This window comes from Plantibacter sp. CFBP 8804, from assembly GCF_014841225.1.
Classification (GTDB): Bacteria; Actinomycetota; Actinomycetes; order Actinomycetales; family Microbacteriaceae; genus Plantibacter; species Plantibacter auratus.
The window spans coordinates 567,630-585,853 of the sequence record NZ_JACYTU010000001.1; the positions used below are offsets into that span (position 1 = coordinate 567,630).

Below are 18,224 nucleotides of genomic sequence, written 5' to 3' on the forward strand. Positions count from 1 at the left end.
GTTGAGGACGCAAAACGGAGTCGGGGCGACAGGATTCGAACCTGCGACCTCCCGGTCCCAAACCGGGCGCTCTACCAAGCTGAGCTACGCCCCGGATCGGCGACAATCCGGCCAGCCGGCCCGACCGACGAGCGGTGGGCGAAATGGCCTCGGTCAGTCTAGCCCAGAATCTGTGCGGCCCCTGTGCGGTTTCCGGGGCGGAACCGGCCTCGGGACACGGAGCTGCACGGATGGGCGCTCGGGATGCAGTAGCATTACCGGGTGAGTTCGTCGCATTGCGACGCCTCGGGGATGTAGCTCAATGGTAGAGCCTCAGTCTTCCAAACTGATTACGCGGGTTCGATTCCCGTCATCCCCTCCACTCAGAAACGCCCGGTCAGATCTTGAATCCGCCGGGCGTTTCGCCGTTCAGGGGCTCTCGCTATGTCACGAGACGGCCCGAATCTGTCACAAGCCACCCCCGATAGCCCGCCTGAGAGCGCCCACGGCGACCTGTCCAGCCGCCTCCGTTCGGTGGCTGTACACCTTCAGTAGGACGCTGGCGTCGTGCCCGAGGTGGTGCGCCACCTGGTGCACCGGCACCCCTGCATCGAGCATCGCCGTGGCGACCGAATGGCGCACGTCGTGCAGGCGAATACGGGGCAGCCCAGCGACCTCCACGAGGGCATGAAATGTGCGGCTGAAGCGGTGCGGGTTGAAGGGCTCCCCCGCCTCGTCTACGACGATGAGGCGACCGTCCTCACCGCCCCGCTGTCGGAGTGGCACGACGCCGCCGAGGAGAGTCCGCTCCCGCGTCAGGCGCAGGGCGCGGAGCGTCTCCTCGTCGAGGTGCACGTCTCGACTCGACCGCGCCGACTTTGGGCGACCTGCAACTACCTCGCCACCGACGAGGACCCGCGCCTGCCGCACGCGGAGGATGCCGGCTTTCCAGTCGACGTCACTCCACCGAGCGCCCAGCACCTCGCCGCGACGCATACCGAGGCCCGACAGATACCAGGCACCGACGAGCCGATCATCGTCGACGCTCGCGAGAAACTGCCCCAGCTGAGCAGCAGACCAGAACTCGAACTCCTCCGTGACGATCTTGGGCGGCTTCACGGAGGCCGCCACGTTCTTCCTGACCGCGCCGTCGTGCACCGCGAGATCGAGAGCCGCGCCGAGGAGCTTCAGCGCCGTCGTCACGGTCCTAGCAGAACGTCCTCTGCCGCCACGCCCTCCGGTCTCACTCAACACGCGCCGCAAGCGACTGACGTCCTCTCGGGCGAGACGCTGCACCGGCATGGTCCCGATGACCGCCCGAACCGCGCGGAGCGCACTCTCGTTCTGGTAGCGGGTGCTGGCCTTCCAGTCATCCCGCGCCTCGTCGAGCCACGCATCCAGAACGTTGTCCACCGTGTGCCGCGAGGGTTCGATGTAGTCGCGTTCCCCCACCTCTACACGACGCTTCGCCTGGTCAGCGATCGCCTCCGCCTCAGTCTTGAACGTGAGCGTCCTCTGCCGGCGCTTGCCATCAGCCCCCGGCTCGAGATCGAGGCGGTAGCGGTAGCGGATCTGTCCGCTGCCGAGCTCCACCCTCTTGATCGAGCTTCCGACCTGCCGCTTGCTACTCATGGAGCGCCTTCCGTGCTGCCGTGGTCTTTCCGCGGGAACGTCCTGTGCGTGGATCCGTGCCCGGCGAGTCCGATGAGGCATCGCGTGGGCGATAGCCGTCTCCGCCCAGAGTTCGTCGGCGCTCGTCCTGATGGCTACCCGCCAGAAGGCCGGCTCTGCGAACCTCTGCGATCCACCTCGTTGCCGTCGTCGGACTGACTCCGAAGTGGTCAGCGACAGCCTGCGGCGGGGAGTAGTCCTGACTGATCGCAATCCGGTACGCGCTCACCACATGACGCCTGAACTCGACCACCCGCGCCGCATAGTCCTTCGCATCCTTGTGCGGCTTGCTCGGAGGTTGGCCGAGTTCGTCCAGCAGCAGTGCGACTACCGGAGCCCTCCGAGCCACGCGGGCCGCCGACAGCGCCGCGCCGATTCCGACTTCGCGCCAGCGCGAGGCGTCGATGGTCATCCCTGCCGGAGCCTTCAGCTCGACGCTGACCGGTTCACTCCCATCCGCCGAGTCATAGGCGAACACGAAGGTCCACCCCCGGTTGGCTCCACCAAGCCCGGAGATCGAGACGAGCTCTAGCCCATCTGCCCCGCGGCCGGCTGGCCGGATAGTTGGCCTGTCCTGCGAAGTCATCATGTTTGCGTTTCCAAATCGTCATATCGCTAATGAAAACAGGCTAGCAGAGGATGGGAACTACAAACAGAGAAAGGTGGCAAACATGCCAACGAATCGGCCCACTACTCAGGAAGCGCTCCATCGGCTCTCCACTCACCCGACCGTCGACATTCGGGATACGGCTGTCCTGCTGGGACAAGGGGAGGCGACGGTCCGCAAGGCAGTCGACTCCGGGGACATCGCCACCATCCGCCTTGGGCGCAACTTCCGCGTACTGAGTGAGCCGCTCCGCAAGCAACTGGCACTCAGTGACACGCCCTCGGAGTAGCGCAGCCAGTTCCACAGACACGGCGAGGGGTCCCCGTCGCGTTAAGCGGGAACCCCTCGTCAAAGTGACAACATCCAGCCCAGCCGAGCCGTTGAACCCGAGTCTACCGGCGCGTCGAACCCCTTCGGAAGGGTCATCGTGCACACCTGCACCACTCACCATCCATCATCAGAAATAGCCGCCGATCAGGTACAACGCAGTCTGCTCGATTCCCTGGCTCAGCCCGAACCACTGCCTCAGCCAGCGGAGATGATCCCCGCCGGCCGCGGGACCGAGTATTACCTCCGCGAGCGCGCTCGCGCTGGCCTCGCGGAATGCGCATCACCCGAGTGCGTAGGTCGGCTCGTCGAGCTCGGACGGTCGCTCCGGCTAGACGCCGAGGTCATCACCGCCGTACTCATCGAGGAAGCTCCGTGAACGCCGCGGACCACGCGATCGTCTCCGAGGTCCTCGCGAAGCGGCCCGACCTCGCCCGACCAGCCGCTACTGAGTCACCCGACCGTTCGGCGGCTAGCCCGTCGGGTTCACCTGCGCGTCGCGCAGTGCTGACGCGGGCATCGTCGATCAAGTCGAAGCGTCAACGACAGCTGAAGCGCGGCGCCGTTCCACTGTCGACGTTGACGGTCGTTGCTGGCCGGGGCGGCGAGGGCAAGTCGAGCCTGGTGCTGCGATGGATCGCGGATGGCACGCGCGGAGAGCTGGACGGTGATCTCTTCGGTGACCGCATCCCAGCGATCATCGTCGCGATCGAGGACGACTGGCCGAGTGTCGTCGTACCGAGACTGAAGGCAGCTGGCGCGGACCTGGATCTCGTTTTCCGCGTGGACGTCGCAACCGAAGAGGACGGACGTACTCGAGAGAGCACCCCGACTCTCCCGCTCGACGTCGAAGTGTTCCGCTCTGCTAGCCGCGAAACGGGGGCGCGGGTCCTCGTCCTGGACCCGGCGTCTTCCGTCTTCTCTGGCGACCTCAACAAACGCGAGGATGCCCGCCAGAGCCTGGATGCACTGGCCAGTCTCGCTCAGGATGAGGAGATCGCGGTCGTCCTGATCTTGCACATGAGCAAGGGCGGCGGACAGCCTGGCGACCGCCTCAGCGGCAGCCACGCGCTCCGGGATGCCGCGCGGAGCGTGCTTCTAGTCGCCAGCGACGACGGAGAAGGCGACCGCGTCGTCAGCGTCGACAAGTCGAACTACGGCGCGTCTGTGGGGTCCAGCTTCGCCTTCCGCCTCGATCCCGTCACGGTGACCGCTGACGATGGGCGGACGATGGAGGTGCCGGCCGCCGTCGAACTTGGAGCAACAGACCGGAGCGTCGGAGAGCTGATGAATCGCCCGTGGGGTGACGACGACTCGGACGACCGAAGCGCCGCGGCCGGATTCGTCATCGACTACCTGACCGACCTGCCAGGCTGCGAGGCCAACGCCGCTGACGTCCTCCGCGCCGGCCGCGCTGCCGGGTTCAGCGAGACCGAGCTGAAGAACGCTCGTCGCCGCTCCAAGAGTCCACGCGTCGAGTCCCGGAAGTCTGGCCTTCGGGCCGGATGGGTGTGGGGCCTGGCGTTCGAAGACAGCACCGAAGGTGTCACGTCCTCCCCCGGAATCATCGAAGGTGTCACGCTTCCCGCCCCTGACGCCTTCGTGACACCTTCTGACACCTTCGCTCCGGAAGCAGACCCGGCTCTCTTCGAGGAGATGCCCGGATGAGCGGCTCCGTGCGTGGACGAAGCCCGCCGTCGGCGGCCTCTCAGACCATCACCGAACCACGAACCGAAAGGCGCATCATGCGCAAGACAGCAGCACCGAAACCCGGCGGTCGCCGGGAGCACTACCGCGAGGTAGAGCCTGACCAGATGCCCCCTGGCGCCGTGAGGCGCATCACGAAGACGATCTTCGAAGCCGGGTACGCCACCATCGCGGACGAGCGGACTCCCGGCTGGGACCGGGTGGCCGCGAGCTGGCCGGAGGAGATCCGATGAGCACGACCACAGCCCGTCGCGTCGCCGAGCGGATCGCCCGGGAGCTCGGAGGCGGGACAGTCGTCGCCTCCGCACGTCGGCCGGCGCCGGGAGAGCCGAGCGACGCGGAGATTGATCGCCTGGCCGCCGCGAGTTTCGCGGCCGTCATGCGGTGGAGGTCGATCATCCGTGCCCGCGCGATCCTCGACGAGGCAGCGCGGTATCAATCAGCGAGCGCCTCGCTGAACCGTCGGGCCTCCCGGCCTGTCTCCACGCCCACGAAGCCCAGGAACGGCCGCCAGCCAGCCGCACGGAGTCGGGCACGGCGGAATGCAGGGGTGACGTCGTGAACCTCGCCGAGGAACTCGCCTGGGGAGCCGTCGACCTCGTCGCCGAACTGGGCGGGCCGCTTCGCATCCCATCCGCGGATGCCTGGTCGCCGCTCGCTCACGGGTTGCTCCGCGAATTCCTTGCGACCGGGCACCACTGCGGCCACAACGGGCCGTGGGTCGTCGCTGCCGGCCAGCAGATCGCAAGCTGCGTCGGATGCTTGAGTGCTCCCGACCGGCACGCGCTCGAGGCGACCACCAGGGCAGCCCAGCGCTGTGCCGTCTGTGGCTCAGGCAACAATCTGACCCTGTACGGCGGCAGCTGCCACGACGGTCTGGTCATCGCCCTGGTCGCCGTCTGCGGGCGCTGTGATGCAGTTTCATCATCAAAGAGAGGAGCCGACGAATGAGCGGCCGCAAGAGAATCACCGAGGCCGACCCCATCAACGCTTGCGCGGTCTGCGGGATGCCCGTTGCCGAGACGGAGGGGGTGCCGATGCCGATTCCACCGCGACCGGAATCGGACCGGCCCGACGGCGGCGCCGCATACGACCGATGGGTAGCCCGGCGTCGGTTCGGCCGGCGACACTCCGACTGCCGCGAGGGTATGGCCTTCTCGGTAGGCCAGGTGCTCGGCGTCGCGATCAGCGAGGACGCCGCTGCAGAGGTCTGCGCGAGCTCAGGCGTCAACCCGGCGGCGATCGTGACCGGGAAGCGAGCTGAGGCGAAAGCGTTCGACTTCGTCAGCGACGATCAGCGAGCGCGTCTCAAGCTGGCGCACGAGCGATGGAATCTGGCTACCACAGCACACCTCTGCCGAGACGGAGCGTGCGGCATGTGCGGCCAGTCGCACAGCACTCGGTGGGTCGAGAGCCCCGCCCGGTGGAATGACGGTGCCGCGGCGCCCTTCTGCCGTGACTGCTGCGCGCTGTGGACCATGCGCGGTCGTCCACGAGACCCTGAGCAGCTGCGAGAGGTCGCGAGAGAAGGGCTCACCGGCATCGCCGGCATGGCAATGTCGGCGATGGGCATGAAGCTGTTCGCCGAGGTCAGCGGCGACGACCACGGCGGCCACCCGCGACCGTGGAGCTACAGCCCGAAGGCGCTGGCCGAGGTCCGAGAACGCGTGTTCCTCGGCTGGCCGCATCTGATCCCGGACCCGATCACCCGGGAGATCTGGAGACGCATCCGTGACGAACGCTGGGCTGCCTTCAACCGCGAGGCCGAGGAGGCGCGTCGAGCCACCGAACCGGCCTGGTAACCGCCCCAGCAACGACGACGCCCCCGCTGAGAGATCAGCAGGGGCGTCGTGGCATCACCGACTACGGCATCGCGTCCGCCGAATCCTCCACGACTTCCGCCTCAAGCTCATCCATGTCCGCCTCGCGAGGCGCTCCCGGGTCTTGGGTCGCCTCAATGACCGACTGCACGAAGGCTTCGAGCTGAGCCGCCTTCGGCCCCTCGGCGCGCACCACCTTCGGAGCATCGAGCCCGTCGAGTGCTGCGGCTCGCTGGCCGACCGCGACGGCGGCACGGAGAGCACCCGGGCGACTCTGCTCGGCGTCTTGCAGCGCGATCCGCCAGAGCGCCTCGTACCGCTCCCGCCACAGGTCCCGCCGGTCCTCGCGGTCGACCTGTGGCAGCGTCCCGAAGTAGTTCTTGACCGCATGGCACGCCGCTGGACCGTCACTGAAGCCTGCTACCGCTGCGCTCTCAGCCCAGGTGTTGCCGGCCACCCGCGCGGACCACGCCTTCATCGCTCGCGCTGCTGCGTCACCCCGAACGCTTGCGAGTTGCTTGCTTTCACCCATGCACAGAGAATATCGCAGGTGAAACGCGATTTCTGGGGGACGGACGCGTGCACGACCAGACAGCCGCCGTATCAGGGTGGCGTCGAGTGTCGTTCGCACGGACGGCAGCCCGGGAACCTAGCATCAGTCCCATGGCGCCTCGCGATCACACTGTCCCTCGCATGTACCTTCGTCGATTCGCCGAGAAGCGCCGCAAGAACTTCTTCACGGTCGCATCCGACGTCACAGAGCCCACGAAGTCGTGGGAGACGAACATCACCAACGTGGCGGCGCCCACGGGGTTCTACACATTCCTGACGGAGGACGGCGGCGAGAGCCGAGAGGTCGAACAGTTCTTCACGAAGATCGAAGACCTAGCCACGCCCGCGCTGGCGACGATCCTCGACAATCCGCGCTGGGCCCTCACCGATGAGTGGCCACTGCCGCCGAACACCCGAGAACGTCTCGCATGGTTCATGGCGGCTCAGATCGTGCGCACCACCAGGCAACGCAAGCGCATCGATGCGCAGAATGGACCCAGCCTCGATCTTCCGGGCCACATGCGCGAGAGCGACCTAGCTTCCCAACACGCGAAGTACATCCGCGAGAGGGTCGGCATTCTCGCTTACATCCTCTCGATACGGCCGTGGGGCCTCGCCCACAGTGGAGCGTGTTTGATCGCGAGCGATTGTCCAGTCGTCATCCTCAACGGCCATGATGACAACGACCAGAGCTTTGCCGCGACCGTCGACGAGGTCGTCTTCCCCCTCGACCCGCATCGCCTCATCTTCATGCCTGGGGTCTTTCTCGTCGATGAGGATCCACGAAAGGGGCGGGACCACCGGATCAAGTTCGACGGCATCGGACAGGCGTTCACACAGGCAGTCTTCGACGCCGCAGACCGATACACCTTCGCGCATCCATCCCACATCCCGGATGCGCGCCTCATGCACTACAACGGCCGCCTGCCGGCGCCGGGACAGCCGGACAACGGAGGAGGCTACGCACTTTCGTACGCTCCAATGCATCCCGATTTCACCATCGAGAAGCGCTGGGCCTCCGAACACCCGCCGCCCCGCAGCATGACCAAAGGCCGAAGCTGAACCCCAAATCGATCGATCCTGGTACCCAAATGAACCCCACTCTCGCCGCCGTGCTCGGCACGCTCGGCTTCGCCCTGTCGCTCGTGAGTTTGAGCTGGAACGTCACCCAATACCTCCTTACCGGCCAGCGCGTCCGCGTGACGCTAGCGATTGAGAGCGTCATTCCGAATCGTTCGCGCAGCGTCCACGATGCGCCGCCCTGGTACCGGAGCTGGCATCGCGTCGACGTGCCGGGGCTCGAACTGCCTCACGGGTCGGTCAACCTCATCATCACTGCTCGCAACATCGGCCGAGCCCCAGTGACCATCGAGCGCTTCTCCGTCCGATCCGGCAGGGAGGGTCGCGGCGTCCGGTACGGCGATGAGCTCAACGTCGCGCACCGCCTCGAGGCCGGTGCCAGCTTCGAAGTCAGCCTCCCGCTCGCCGACGCCGAGGCCGTGCTCCGCGCCTCTGGCAAGACCCGATACCGAGGGCAGGTGCTCTTGGCGACCGGTCGGCGGAGACGGTCCCGACGAAGCTACGACGTCCGCGAGCGCCGCGGCTGACTGCCGAAGGTGTCACGAAGGCATCACCAAGGCGTCAGGGGTCCCGAGAGTGACACCTTGGGGATTCCGGTGACACCTTCGAGAATTCCGGGGGCTCTGATCCGATCCCGATTCCTGCCACTTCGGAGGCGTTCGCATAGCCGTCGAGCGTGCCCGTTCAGCATCTCGAATACGTCTCGGGGAGGGTGGGGGGTCTCGCATGTCTCGTGTCACCAGATGTCACCGATATGTCACAAACGCATCGATTCGTGACATCGCAGATGAAGACGAGATAGCACGAACCCCCGCACAGATACAGGGAAGTTGAGACAGATCGACACGGGTCGAAATGGTGAGCATCGATCTTCCAAACTGATTACGCGGGTTCGATTCCCGTCATCCCCTCTCCATTCGTCAGAACCATGCAGCGCCGTGCGAGCAGGCGCGACGGTTCGGCTCCGGTCCAGCGGCCTTCTGACGCCGCGCCCTTCGACAGACTCAGGGACCGGATCGTTCCCGTTGACCCTCCTCCGGTCACTGAGCTTGTCGAAGTGCCCACGAGGAACCCGTCGGCAGGCCCAGGAACCGGAGCCATCCGGGCACACCTCACCCCGGGACACCGAGCATGCGCGACCGAGCTGCCCTTCGACAGGCTCAGGGACCGAATCGTCCCCAGTGAACCTCGCCCGGTCACTGAGCTTGTCGAAGTGCCCACGAGAAACCCTTCGACAGGCTCAGGGACCGGTGGGGGTCAGAACGGCGCGGGATCCGGTTCGGTTCGATGACGTTTCCCGTCGGGTGTCGTCCAGTCGAGCACCCCGCCGGGCCCGTGTTCGAGGCTCCATCCGGGGAGGTGCTTCATCCGATGGTGATGTCGACACAGGCAGGCGAGATTGCCGACATCTGTTGCGCCGCCGTCCTCCCACGCGACCGAATGGTCGAGGTCGCAGGCTCTGGCTCGTCGCCCGCAACCGGGTGCGCGACAGGTGCCGTCTCGCAGGCGGACCGCGCGTTGAAGATCGGCGGGAACGCGGTACTGATTCCGCCCGACGGAGAGGATCGCGCCGGTTTCCGGCTGGACAAGGATCCGCGTGAAGCTGGGTGCGTTCACGGCGATACGCGCGGCGGTCTCCGGGTCGATCGGGCCGTACCCGTCGAGCATGCCGGGTGCGTCGGATACTCCGGCCATCGTGAGTGCCGGGACGGTGATCTGCACCGTCGGCTTGATGTGCTCCTGCACCTCGATCGGGTGCGGCAGGACTGGGCTGGACATCACGTCTTCCGGGGTCACACCGGTGAGCGCGAGCGCCGCGAGGGCGTCCGCTTGCAGTTGGGCGCAGGTGCGGGTGTCACCGGCCTTGCGCGACTCCGCGGCAGCCGCTTCGACCCGCTCCGCGATGCCCTGCGCGATCGGCGCCGTGGTGAACAGGTGCACCCACGCCATACCGTCCGCCGCGGGCTCGAACTCCACCCGACGGTCCGCCTCGGAGCGCACCGCTCGGGCGCTGATGGACTCGGGGTGGAGGCGCTCGCGCATGACGCGGGCGCTCGTGCGGAGGCCAGCGGCCGTGGTGCGCTCGGCGACGACGAGAATCTGTTCGAGGAACACCGCCCGCCCAGCAGCAGGGACGTCGCAGAGTTGGTCGGTGATCACTTGCGCATGCCGCGCCGAGATACGGCCTGCCTCCAGCGACGCGAGCACGGCTGGTGCGTCGTTGACGAGACGTTCGGCGTCGTTGGTCGCGCGCTGGATCGTCCGTTCCGGTATTCGGGTCGCCATCGCGAGGGCCGCACACGTCGACCGGCGGGAGAGCTCCCGACGCTCAGCCGGCGGAAAGATCGCCGGGACCGTGACGTCCGCGAAGGCGTCCGCATAGGCGGCAGAGCGGGCCAGGAGGCGCGCCTTCCGTGCGTCCAAGACTGCTTGCTGCCGGTGGATCTCCGCCCACTGATCCGAGAGCCCTGCGAGGCGCGCGGCGTGCTCGTCGCTCGCGCGGATCGCGGTGGCGGTGGTCTCGGTCATGGAACCAGTCCACCATGGACCACTGACATTCCAGATGCTGAGCTGCGCCGGTTGTGGAGGTTGCTTGTGTGCCCTTCGACAAGCTCAGGGACCGGAGGGGGTTACTCAGGGACCGGGAGAAGATCGCCGGAGCCGGAAGTCGCTCGTGTGCCCTTCGACAAGCTCAGGGACCGGAAGAGGTTACACAGGGACCGGAGGAGGTTACACAGGGACCGGAGGAGGTTACACAGGGACCGGAGGAGGTTGCTCAGGGACCGGAAGAGGTTACTCAGGGACCGGAAGAGGTTGCTCAGGGACCGGGAGAAGGCCACCGGAGCGGGAGGTCCCACCCGTGCCCTTCGACAGGTCGTCGCCTGGGGAGGACGGAGGACAGGATGCCCGACGCCCTAGGCTGAGCGCATGCGACTCGACGCGATCTGGCCCCACGTCTGGACGGTGGCCGGCGCGCTCGTCTTCTTCGTCGGGGTGTACGCACTCGCGACCGGGCGACTCGGCGTCGGACTCATCTGCATGATCGGCTGCGTCGTCTGCCTCTCCGGCTCGCTCGCCGCGCAGCGTCGCCTCAGGAAGCGCGACGCACGCCGCCGCTAATCCTCGTCGACGGCTGCGGCGTGGACCGCTCTGAGGGCGACGTAGTGTGCGGCGTTCTGCTTGATCGCCTCCTGCTCGTCGGCCGTCAGCTCCCGCCGCACCTTGGCCGGGACCCCCGCGACGAGCGACCCGGGCGGCACGATCATGCCCTCGAGGACCACCGCTCCCCCGGCGACGAGCGACCCGGCACCGATCACGGCTCCGCTCAGGACCACGGAGCCCATGCCGATGAGGCAGTCGTCCTCGACGGTGCAGCCGTGCACGACCGCGTTGTGTCCGACGGAGACGTTGCGCCCGATGACCGTCGGGTGGCCGCTGTCCGTGTGCACGGCGACGCCGTCCTGGATGTTGGACCCTGCGCCGAGCGTGATCGAGTCGGAGTCCGCGCGGAGGACGGCGTTGTACCAGACGCTCGAATCCGCGGCGAGCGTGACGGCGCCCACCAGCATGGACCCCGGCGCCGTATAGGCGCTCGGGTCGATCTGGGGCGAGCGTCCGTCTGAGAGTTTCCTGACCGTACCGTGGAGCGTCATACCGGCCACGCTATCGCAGGCGGCCCCGGCCGACGGGAACCCGCGTCGTTCCGGGGTGAATCGCCGGTACGGTCAGGCTTTCCTTGCTGAGTGCACCCTTCGTAAGCCGAGCCTCGACTTCCTTGCGGAATGTCTGCGGCTGAGTACCGTTGCATTCAAGTAGACCGACGAATCCGCCCGACCAGGGCCTCACTCGTCAACGAAGGGGAAACACCATGACCGACATCACCACCTCCATTCCGCAGGCCGTCGCCAACCCGGACGTCGCAGCAGGCACCGCGCAGTTCCTCAGCCCCGTCGTCGTCGACCTCACCGCCATCGTCGTCAACGGCAAGCAGGCCCACTGGCACGTGCGTGGCGCGAACTTCATCGGCGTCCACGAGCTGCTCGACGACATCGTCGACCACGCGCAGGAGTGGGCAGACCTCGCCGCAGAGCGCATCGTCGCCCTCGGCCTCCCGGTCGACGCACGCCTCAGCACCGTCGCCGCGAAGACCAGCACGCCCGAGCTGAGCGAGGGCTTCCAGCAGTCCGACCGCACCATCGCCGAGGTCATCGCCCTCATCGACGCCGCCTCCGCCTCGGTCAACACCGCGGTCGACGAGCTCGACGAGCTCGACCAGACCAGCCAGGACATCGCGATCGAGATCGCCCGCGGCCTCGACAAGGACCGCTGGTTCCTCTTCGCCCACCTCAGCCGGTAGTACTCCGGCGGGGCGACCCGCTCGCATCACCCACGAAGGGGCAGTCATCCGTGACTGCCCCTTCGTCGCGCGTGTCACCCTTCAGCCGTTGCGCTGGAGCAGGGCGAGGACCGCGAGGACGCGTCGGTGGTCGCTCCCGGAGTCCTCGAGACCGAGCTTCTGGAAGATGGCCGAGATGTGCTTCTCGACCGCACCGACACCGACCCGCAGGCGTTCGGCGATCGCCGTGTTCGTGCGCCCCTCCGCCATGGCGGAGAGCACCTCCGTCTCACGCGGGGTCAGGCCGGCCAACGGGTCGCGCTGTGCTGCGAACAGGGTGCGGACCACGTCGGGGTCGAGGACGGTCCCTCCCTCGACCAACCGGTGGATGGCGTCCTGCACCTCCTCCAACGAGGCGACCCGGTCCTTGAGCAGGTAGCCGATCCCACGCCCGCCGTCCGCGAGCAGCTCCCGGGCGTAGACGGTCTCGACGTACTGGCTGAGCAGCAGGACGGGGAGGTCGGGATGCTCGGCACGCAGCGCTATCGCTGCGCGGACCCCTTCGTCCCGGAACGTGGGCGGCATGCGGACGTCCATGACGATGAGGTCCGGTCGGTCCGCCGCGAGTCCGCGCTGGAGCGCCTCCGCATCGGCGTACGCGGCGACCGTGACGAAGCCGGCCTCGTCGAACAGCCGCATCAAGCCCTCGCGGAGCAGTGTCGAATCCTCGGCGATCACGATGCGGAGCGGTCCACCACCGGCACGGTCAGGGCTGATCACGCGTTCAGCCTACGGGGAGCGAGATCGACACGGCGCTGCCACGTACGACGCCTTCCCACACCGGGGCCGGCTCGATCACCAGTCTCCCGCCGAGACCCTGCGCGCGTTCCGTCAGGCCTTCGAGACCGTGGCCCGGTTCCAGGTGCGCGCCGCCCCGACCGTCATCGGTCACGCGGAGGGTGAGCCGCGAACCCAGCTGCTGGTCAACCGTCGCGTGGGCCTCGACGCCGGCGCGCCGCGCGTCCGCATGCTTCGACACGTTGGTCAGGAGTTCGGCGACGATGAAGTAGATCCCACGTTCCGTCTCACGAGGCAGCGTCACCGATGAGACGACCGCCAGCTCCGTCCTCGTCGGCACCGGACACCGCGCGGCGAGGTCCTCGAGTGCCGCGACGAGGCCGCGGTCCTGCAGCAGTGGTGGCATCAGGCCCTTCGAGAGCGCACGGAGTTCGTCGAGCGTCTCGGCGGCCTGGGCGCGCGCCTCGCCCAGGAGCGAGCGTGCGGAGGCGGGGTCCGTGTCGAGGCGTCGTTCGGCGGCCGCGAGATCCATCTGCAGCCGGACGAGCCGCTGCTGCGGACCATCGTGGATGTCCCGTTCGAGCCGCCGCACCGCACCCGCCTCAGCCGAGACGGCGGCACCGCGTGCACGCCGCTCCGCCAACAGCTCGGCTCGGAGCTCCTCCTGTGGCCGCGCACCGAACAGCCCGGAGGCGATGGCGTGGTGCAGCAGCACCAGCACCCGGAGGACCAGCGGGAGCGTCACGAGGAACACGACACCGAGCGCGAGATTCCAGAGCTTGTCGGCGAGCAACGCGTCCGACGGGTCCAGCGTGGGAGCCAGCAGCTCCGCGAAGCCCGAGGAGGAACCAGCCGAGAGCCGGTCCGCCCAGATCCAGTAGGTCGTGCCGGCGACGGCACCCACGGTCCAAGTGATGGTCAGCCCCCAGGTGATGCCCCCGACGATCGGGTTCACGAGGACCGTGTGCAGGGCCGCCAGCCACCAACGCGGTCCGGCGAGTGGAGCGAGCACGGCACCCAGTGTCGTCTCGGTCCCGATGGACGACCGCCAGGCTCCTCGTCGGATCGGCGGGAGCCCCGTCGTGCTGAGACGCGCGACCTCGAGCTCCACGAACGCCCGCGAGACCCAGAGGGCTCCGACGACGATCAGGAGACCGACCCCCAGGATCGCGAGCCCGAAGCCGAGGGAGAGGATCACCACGGCGACGACGCCGCCGGCGATGACGATCGGCAGGTTGGGCAACAGGAACAGGAGCGATCCGGGGACGTCCAGCCAGAGCCGACCGTATCGCCATGCGCCTCGGGTGGAGGGATCAGGCTTCGCCGACGCGTCGAGCTGCCGGCCGATGGCGGTGGTCATGAAGGAGGTCCTTTCGACGGAGCGGTCCCGGCTCTCGCACCGGGCTCACCTCAGTCTGTTCGGCTCCGCCGACGAACGGCATCCGGTGGACGCCCCGTTCCGATCGGGGGTTATCCCCCGGCCGGGTGGACGGATGGAGCCGCCGTCAGGCGCCCACCCAGCATCGTCGCACGGACCGGCATGGTGCGCAGGGCTTCCGGCGCGCAGGAGAACGGGTCGAACCCCACGACGACGAGGTCGGCGGGGCGGCCGACGGCAACCACGTCGTCGTCTCCTCTCGTCGACGCCGCCAGTGCTTCCTCGACCGTGATGGCCTGCTCGCCGTGCCAGGCCTCGCGTCCATCGCGGCTGCGCGTCACGGCGGCGGCGATGGAGACCCACGGGTCGAGGGGAGCGACCGGGGCGTCGGAACCGAGTCGGAGCGTGGCGCCGGCGTCGAGGAGGCTGCGGAGCACGAAGGCACGGTCGGTGCGCCCGGCCCAGTGGACCTCGGCGATGTCCCGATCGTCCATCGCGTGTTCCGGCTGGACACTCGCAGCCGTTCCGGTCCGCGCGAACCGCTCCAGGTCCGATGCCCGGAGCAGCTGCGCGTGTTCGATCGTGCCCCTCGCGCCGGTCGTCTCGATCGCGTCGAGCGCGAGGGTGTTGGCGCGGTCACCGATGGCGTGCACCGCGCAGTGGAGGCCGTTGGCGGTCGCCAGGGTGAGCAATGCGGTGAGTCGCTCCGGCGGGACGTTGAGCATCCCGTGCGCGTCGGTTCCGGGAGACGAACCCGGATAGGGCGCGTCGCAGCAGGCCGTCCGGGTGTTGAGGGATCCGTCGGTGATGACCTTGAACGGGCCGACCTGCACCAGGCCGTCCGTTCCGGCGAGCACTCCCCCGGTCACGAGCCCGGCGTCGATCGCGCGCTCGAGGTGCTCGGCGTACACACCGAACGAGATGCGGAGCGCGCGAGTCCCGTTCCCGACCCGACGGATCCAGTCGGCGGCGTTCCAGCGCATCTCCAGGTCGACGACACCGACGACGCCGCGTGACGCCGCCTGATCGGCTGCGGCGTCGACCCAGCGGTCGGAGAGCTCGTCGGCGACCTGGTCGAGCTGCTTGAGGACGGCGAACGACTCCTCCTCCCGCAACAGGCCGGTGGGATGGTCGGCGAAGCCCGTGGCCCGGAGCGCCGCGCTGTTCAGCCAGCAGCAGTGGAGGTCGGCGCTGACCAGCACGACCTCGCGGTCCGGTGCGATCGCGTCGAGCAGCGCGAACGTCGGCGCGTCCGGCCAGAGGGCGTCACGGAACCTCGCGCCCTCGACCCAGCCGTCACCATCGGCCCCCTGAGCGATCCGCTCAGCGACCAACTCGACCGCCTCGGCGGCGGATGCAGCAGAGGACAGGTCGACGCGCCTGGCCGTACGCGCCCACTGGGTGAAGTGCACGTGGTGGTCCCAGAGCCCGGGCAGGAGGAACCCACCACCGCCGTCCAACACCCCGGAGTCGGAGCGAAGCAGGACCTCGGGGTCGGCGGGTCGGATCGCCACGATCGAGCCGTCCTCGAGCAGGACGTCGACCCGTTCGGCGTCGGACGAGCCTCCGCGGCGCGGTCCGGACAAGTGGACGTCGGCGATCGTCGTGACGAGGTCGCCGTCGGGTCCAGGGCGGTGCTCGGTCATCACATCGGTCCTCGTCGGTTGGGCAGGCGGGTTCGGTTCAGCGCTGACAGTTCGGGCACCAGTACAGCTTGCGGGCGCCCATCTCCTCGAGGAGGATGTTCGTCCCGCAGACCCGGCACGGCAGTCCCTCCCGCTTGTAGACCCAGTGGCGATCGGCGCGGTTGGCCATCGCGAGGCGGTAGTCGGCCGCCGACAGGTCGTCCATCGTCATCATCTGGCCGGTCTCGACCCCGATCGCGAGCAACCGCGTCCAGTCGAGCCAGATCTCGCGAAGCGTCTCGACGGGGACCGTCTTCCCGGTGCGGTGCGGATCGAGACGGGCGCGGAACAGCAGTTCGGCGCGGTAGACGTTGCCGATCCCGCTGATGATCTGCTGATCCATGAGGAGCAGACCGATCGGGGAACCCTTGCGGTGCGCACGCGACACGAACCGCTCCCCCGCCTCCGCGCTCGGGTCGAGCAGTGGATCCGGTCCGAGCCGATCGATGACGGCCTGCACCCCGGCGGCGTCGATCACCTCGCAGGCGGTCGGCCCGCGGAGGTCCGCCACGGTCGTCTCGGTCAACAGCCGCACGCGCACCTGACCCACCGGTTCGGGTGGGAACCGCTCGTCGATCTCGGCGAGTGGACTCGACTGCTCGGACATCCGGACCCTGGCCCGGCGCGGTGCACCGATGCTGTGCAGGGAGTTCTCCCCGTCCGCATCGTGGATCGGCGCATCGTCGTCGTCGTCGAGCACCGTGCCGCGCTGGTTCGTCTGCCCCATGCGGCCGTTCGAGGCGGCGATGGTCGGGTCCGACCGGATCTCACCGGCGAAGTCCCACGCGCCGTACAGACCGAGGTGCACCCGCAACCACAGTCCGTCGTCGAACTCGAGGAACATCTGCTTGCCAACGGCCTTGGCGTCGGTGACCGTCCGGCCGTCGAGCACGGCGGCACCCTCGGCGAAGCGCCCCTGGGGAGACGACACGGCGACCCGGTGTCCGACGAAGTTCTGAGCGAACTGTCGGGCGATGCGATGGACGGAGTGCCCCTCGGGCATGGTGACTCCTCACTCGGTGGGGGCGCGATCCGGCGCGCCGCGCGGTGGCGGTGGAGGACGCGTCAGGCGTCGACGTGCTTGCCGGCGATGGTGCCGGTCGCCTCGAATTCGGCGAGCTGGGCGATCCGACGGGCGTGACGTTCCTCGAGGCTGAACGGCTCGGCGATGAACGCGTCGATGAAGGACACCGCCTCGTCGGTGCTGTGCTGACGCGCACCGATCGAGATGACGTTGGCGTCGTTGTGCTGCCGAGCCAGCTGCGCCGTGCTGAGGTTCCAGACGAGCGCCGCGCGGACACCGACGACCTTGTTCGCGGCGATCTGCTCGCCGTTGCCCGAGCCGCCGAACACCACGCCGAGGGCGTCCACACCGGCCTGCTGGTCGCGCACGACGGCCTTCGCCGCGTTGATGCAGAACGCCGGGTAGTCGTCCAACGCGTCGTACTCGGCCGGGCCGTGGTCGACGACGTCGTGACCGGCTGCGCGCAGGTGGTCCTGCAGGAACTGACTGAGCTCGAGACCGGCGTGATCGGTGGCGATGTGGATGCGCATGTGGAAAGTCTAGGGTTCCGGGCGCCGGCGTCGCGTCAGTCGAAGATCGGGTCCGCCGTGCGGCTGCGCTTCAGCTCGAAGAAGCCCGGGTAGGCGGCAGCGGCGACGACACCGTCCCACAGTGCGAGCGCCTGCTCGCCTTTCGGCGCCGGCGAGATGACGGGTCCGAAGAACGCCACGTCGTCGATCGCGATGACGGGGGTGCCGACGTCCTGGCCGACCCGTCCGATGCCGTCGAAGTGGCTCTCACGCATGGGCCCGTCGTAGGCGTCCGTCGTCGACGCTTCGGCGAGCGCCGCCGGGAGCCCGGTCTCGGCGAGGGCTTCGGCGATCACGGCGTCGACGTCCTCCGCGCGTCCGCCGGGGTGGATCCGCGTTCCGAGCGCGTCGTAGAGGGGCTTGACGACCGCGTGTCCGTGTTCGGCTGCCGCAGCGGCGACGAGCCGCGTGTATCGGAGCGCCCGGGGGAAGAAGGCCCGGTAGTCGTCGCTGACGTCCTGGTCCTCGTTGAGGACGGCGAGGCTCATGATGTGCCAGTGGACGTCGAGGTTCCGGGCTTCGGTGACCTCGTCGACCCAACGCGAGGTCATCCAGGCCCACGGGCAGGAGGGGTCGAACCAGAAGTCGACGCGGGTGGTGTCTGCAGCGGAAGTCGTCATGCCGTCACCCTACGCGCCGATCCCCGTCGACTCCCCCGAAACCGATGGACGGCGGGTCTAGGCTGGTTGAC

General features: G+C 68.2%; 20 protein-coding genes and 2 tRNA genes. 10 read left to right on the plus strand and 12 right to left on the minus strand.

Annotated features, from left to right (window positions below; translation table 11 throughout):
- Positions 1–20: 20 nt before the first annotated feature.
- Positions 21–94 (minus strand) — tRNA-Pro (locus IFU11_RS02635).
- Positions 95–287: 193 nt separating this feature from the next.
- On the opposite strand from IFU11_RS02635, the gene IFU11_RS02640 reads away from it, so the two are divergent.
- A tRNA-Gly gene (locus tag IFU11_RS02640) sits at positions 288–361 on the plus strand.
- 86 nt (positions 362–447) lie between these two features.
- On the opposite strand, the gene IFU11_RS02645 is transcribed toward IFU11_RS02640, so the two are convergent.
- Both IFU11_RS02645 and IFU11_RS20060 read right to left on the minus strand, forming a co-directional pair.
- Entirely contained in the window at positions 448–1,611 is a 1,164-nt protein-coding gene (locus IFU11_RS02645; RefSeq protein WP_207185346.1) for a tyrosine-type recombinase/integrase, read from the minus strand.
- Positions 1,604–2,062 carry a hypothetical protein gene (locus IFU11_RS20060; protein ID WP_207185347.1) on the minus strand — a complete coding sequence of 153 codons (459 nt, stop codon included), beginning with the start codon at positions 2,060–2,062 and terminating at the stop codon, positions 1,604–1,606. Before IFU11_RS20060 ends, IFU11_RS02645 begins: the two co-directional genes overlap by 8 nt.
- 798 nt (positions 2,063–2,860) lie before the next feature.
- On the opposite strand from IFU11_RS20060, the gene IFU11_RS02650 reads away from it, so the two are divergent.
- The 5 genes from IFU11_RS02650 to IFU11_RS02665 all read left to right on the plus strand — a co-directional run bounded on the left by IFU11_RS02650 (position 2,861) and on the right by IFU11_RS02665 (position 6,093).
- Positions 2,861–4,252, plus strand: a complete 1,392-nt coding sequence (locus IFU11_RS02650) for an AAA family ATPase (protein WP_244631620.1) — start codon at positions 2,861–2,863, stop codon at positions 4,250–4,252.
- 77 nt (positions 4,253–4,329) lie between these two features.
- Positions 4,330–4,524 carry a hypothetical protein gene (locus IFU11_RS20065; RefSeq protein ID WP_207185348.1) on the plus strand — a complete coding sequence of 65 codons (195 nt, stop codon included), beginning with the start codon at positions 4,330–4,332 and terminating at the stop codon, positions 4,522–4,524.
- Entirely contained in the window at positions 4,521–4,853 is a 333-nt protein-coding gene (locus IFU11_RS02655) for a hypothetical protein (RefSeq protein WP_192018092.1), read from the plus strand. Before IFU11_RS20065 ends, IFU11_RS02655 begins: the two co-directional genes overlap by 4 nt.
- Entirely contained in the window at positions 4,850–5,242 is a 393-nt protein-coding gene (locus IFU11_RS02660; protein WP_192018093.1) for a hypothetical protein, read from the plus strand. The genes IFU11_RS02655 and IFU11_RS02660 overlap by 4 nt, the downstream gene beginning before the upstream one ends.
- 197 nt (positions 5,243–5,439) lie before the next feature.
- The gene (locus IFU11_RS02665) at positions 5,440–6,093 is read left to right on the plus strand and encodes a hypothetical protein (RefSeq protein WP_192018094.1); all 654 of its coding nucleotides are present in this window, start codon (positions 5,440–5,442) and stop codon (positions 6,091–6,093) included.
- A gap of 61 nt (positions 6,094–6,154) precedes the next feature.
- Here the strand turns inward: IFU11_RS02665 and IFU11_RS02670 are convergent, their stop codons facing one another.
- Positions 6,155–6,589 (minus strand): hypothetical protein, encoded by a 435-nt coding sequence (locus IFU11_RS02670; RefSeq protein ID WP_207185349.1) that lies wholly within the window; start codon positions 6,587–6,589, stop codon positions 6,155–6,157.
- Positions 6,590–6,774: 185 nt separating this feature from the next.
- Between IFU11_RS02670 and IFU11_RS02675 the strand changes: the two genes are divergently transcribed.
- Together IFU11_RS02675 and IFU11_RS02680 are read left to right on the plus strand one after the other, a co-directional pair.
- Positions 6,775–7,725: a DUF4238 domain-containing protein gene (locus IFU11_RS02675; RefSeq protein ID WP_256430718.1), complete on the plus strand. Its 951-nt coding sequence runs from the start codon at positions 6,775–6,777 to the stop codon at positions 7,723–7,725.
- A 29-nt stretch (positions 7,726–7,754) separates the two neighbouring features.
- Complete coding sequence (locus IFU11_RS02680) at positions 7,755–8,270, plus strand: hypothetical protein (RefSeq protein WP_192018097.1); 516 nt, start codon at positions 7,755–7,757, stop codon at positions 8,268–8,270.
- 730 nt (positions 8,271–9,000) lie between these two features.
- Here the strand turns inward: IFU11_RS02680 and IFU11_RS02685 are convergent.
- Positions 9,001–10,272 (minus strand): HNH endonuclease signature motif containing protein, encoded by a 1,272-nt coding sequence (locus IFU11_RS02685; protein WP_137241834.1) that lies wholly within the window; start codon positions 10,270–10,272, stop codon positions 9,001–9,003.
- Between the two features lie 399 nt (positions 10,273–10,671).
- Here IFU11_RS02685 and IFU11_RS02690 point away from each other — a divergent pair, with 399 nt between their 5' ends.
- On the plus strand, positions 10,672–10,863 hold the full coding sequence (locus tag IFU11_RS02690; protein WP_086473518.1) for a hypothetical protein: 192 nt from the start codon (positions 10,672–10,674) through the stop codon (positions 10,861–10,863).
- Here the strand turns inward: IFU11_RS02690 and IFU11_RS02695 are convergent.
- Complete coding sequence (locus IFU11_RS02695) at positions 10,860–11,396, minus strand: gamma carbonic anhydrase family protein (RefSeq protein WP_192018098.1); 537 nt, start codon at positions 11,394–11,396, stop codon at positions 10,860–10,862. The two genes, IFU11_RS02690 and IFU11_RS02695, sit on opposite strands and share 4 nt — an antisense overlap.
- Before the next feature lie 215 nt (positions 11,397–11,611).
- Here IFU11_RS02695 and IFU11_RS02700 point away from each other — a divergent pair, with 215 nt between their 5' ends.
- Positions 11,612–12,100 carry a Dps family protein gene (locus tag IFU11_RS02700; RefSeq protein WP_064295149.1) on the plus strand — a complete coding sequence of 163 codons (489 nt, stop codon included), beginning with the start codon at positions 11,612–11,614 and terminating at the stop codon, positions 12,098–12,100.
- A gap of 81 nt (positions 12,101–12,181) precedes the next feature.
- On the opposite strand, the gene IFU11_RS02705 is transcribed toward IFU11_RS02700, so the two are convergent.
- From IFU11_RS02705 to IFU11_RS02730, 6 genes are all read right to left on the minus strand, one after another.
- Positions 12,182–12,859, minus strand: coding sequence for a response regulator transcription factor (locus IFU11_RS02705; protein ID WP_290368178.1), 678 nt, complete (start codon positions 12,857–12,859; stop codon positions 12,182–12,184).
- A gap of 4 nt (positions 12,860–12,863) precedes the next feature.
- On the minus strand, positions 12,864–14,237 hold the full coding sequence (locus IFU11_RS02710) for a sensor histidine kinase (RefSeq protein WP_191940910.1): 1,374 nt from the start codon (positions 14,235–14,237) through the stop codon (positions 12,864–12,866).
- A 110-nt stretch (positions 14,238–14,347) separates the two neighbouring features.
- Positions 14,348–15,901 (minus strand): amidohydrolase, encoded by a 1,554-nt coding sequence (locus IFU11_RS02715; protein ID WP_199862095.1) that lies wholly within the window; start codon positions 15,899–15,901, stop codon positions 14,348–14,350.
- Between the two features lie 37 nt (positions 15,902–15,938).
- The gene (locus IFU11_RS02720) at positions 15,939–16,943 is read right to left on the minus strand and encodes an Fpg/Nei family DNA glycosylase (RefSeq protein ID WP_192018099.1); all 1,005 of its coding nucleotides are present in this window, start codon (positions 16,941–16,943) and stop codon (positions 15,939–15,941) included.
- 62 nt (positions 16,944–17,005) lie between these two features.
- Positions 17,006–17,494, minus strand: coding sequence for a ribose-5-phosphate isomerase (locus IFU11_RS02725; protein ID WP_085510673.1), 489 nt, complete (start codon positions 17,492–17,494; stop codon positions 17,006–17,008).
- 35 nt (positions 17,495–17,529) lie between these two features.
- Positions 17,530–18,153 (minus strand): mycothiol-dependent nitroreductase Rv2466c family protein, encoded by a 624-nt coding sequence (locus IFU11_RS02730; RefSeq protein WP_192018100.1) that lies wholly within the window; start codon positions 18,151–18,153, stop codon positions 17,530–17,532.
- Positions 18,154–18,224 lie beyond the last annotated feature (71 nt).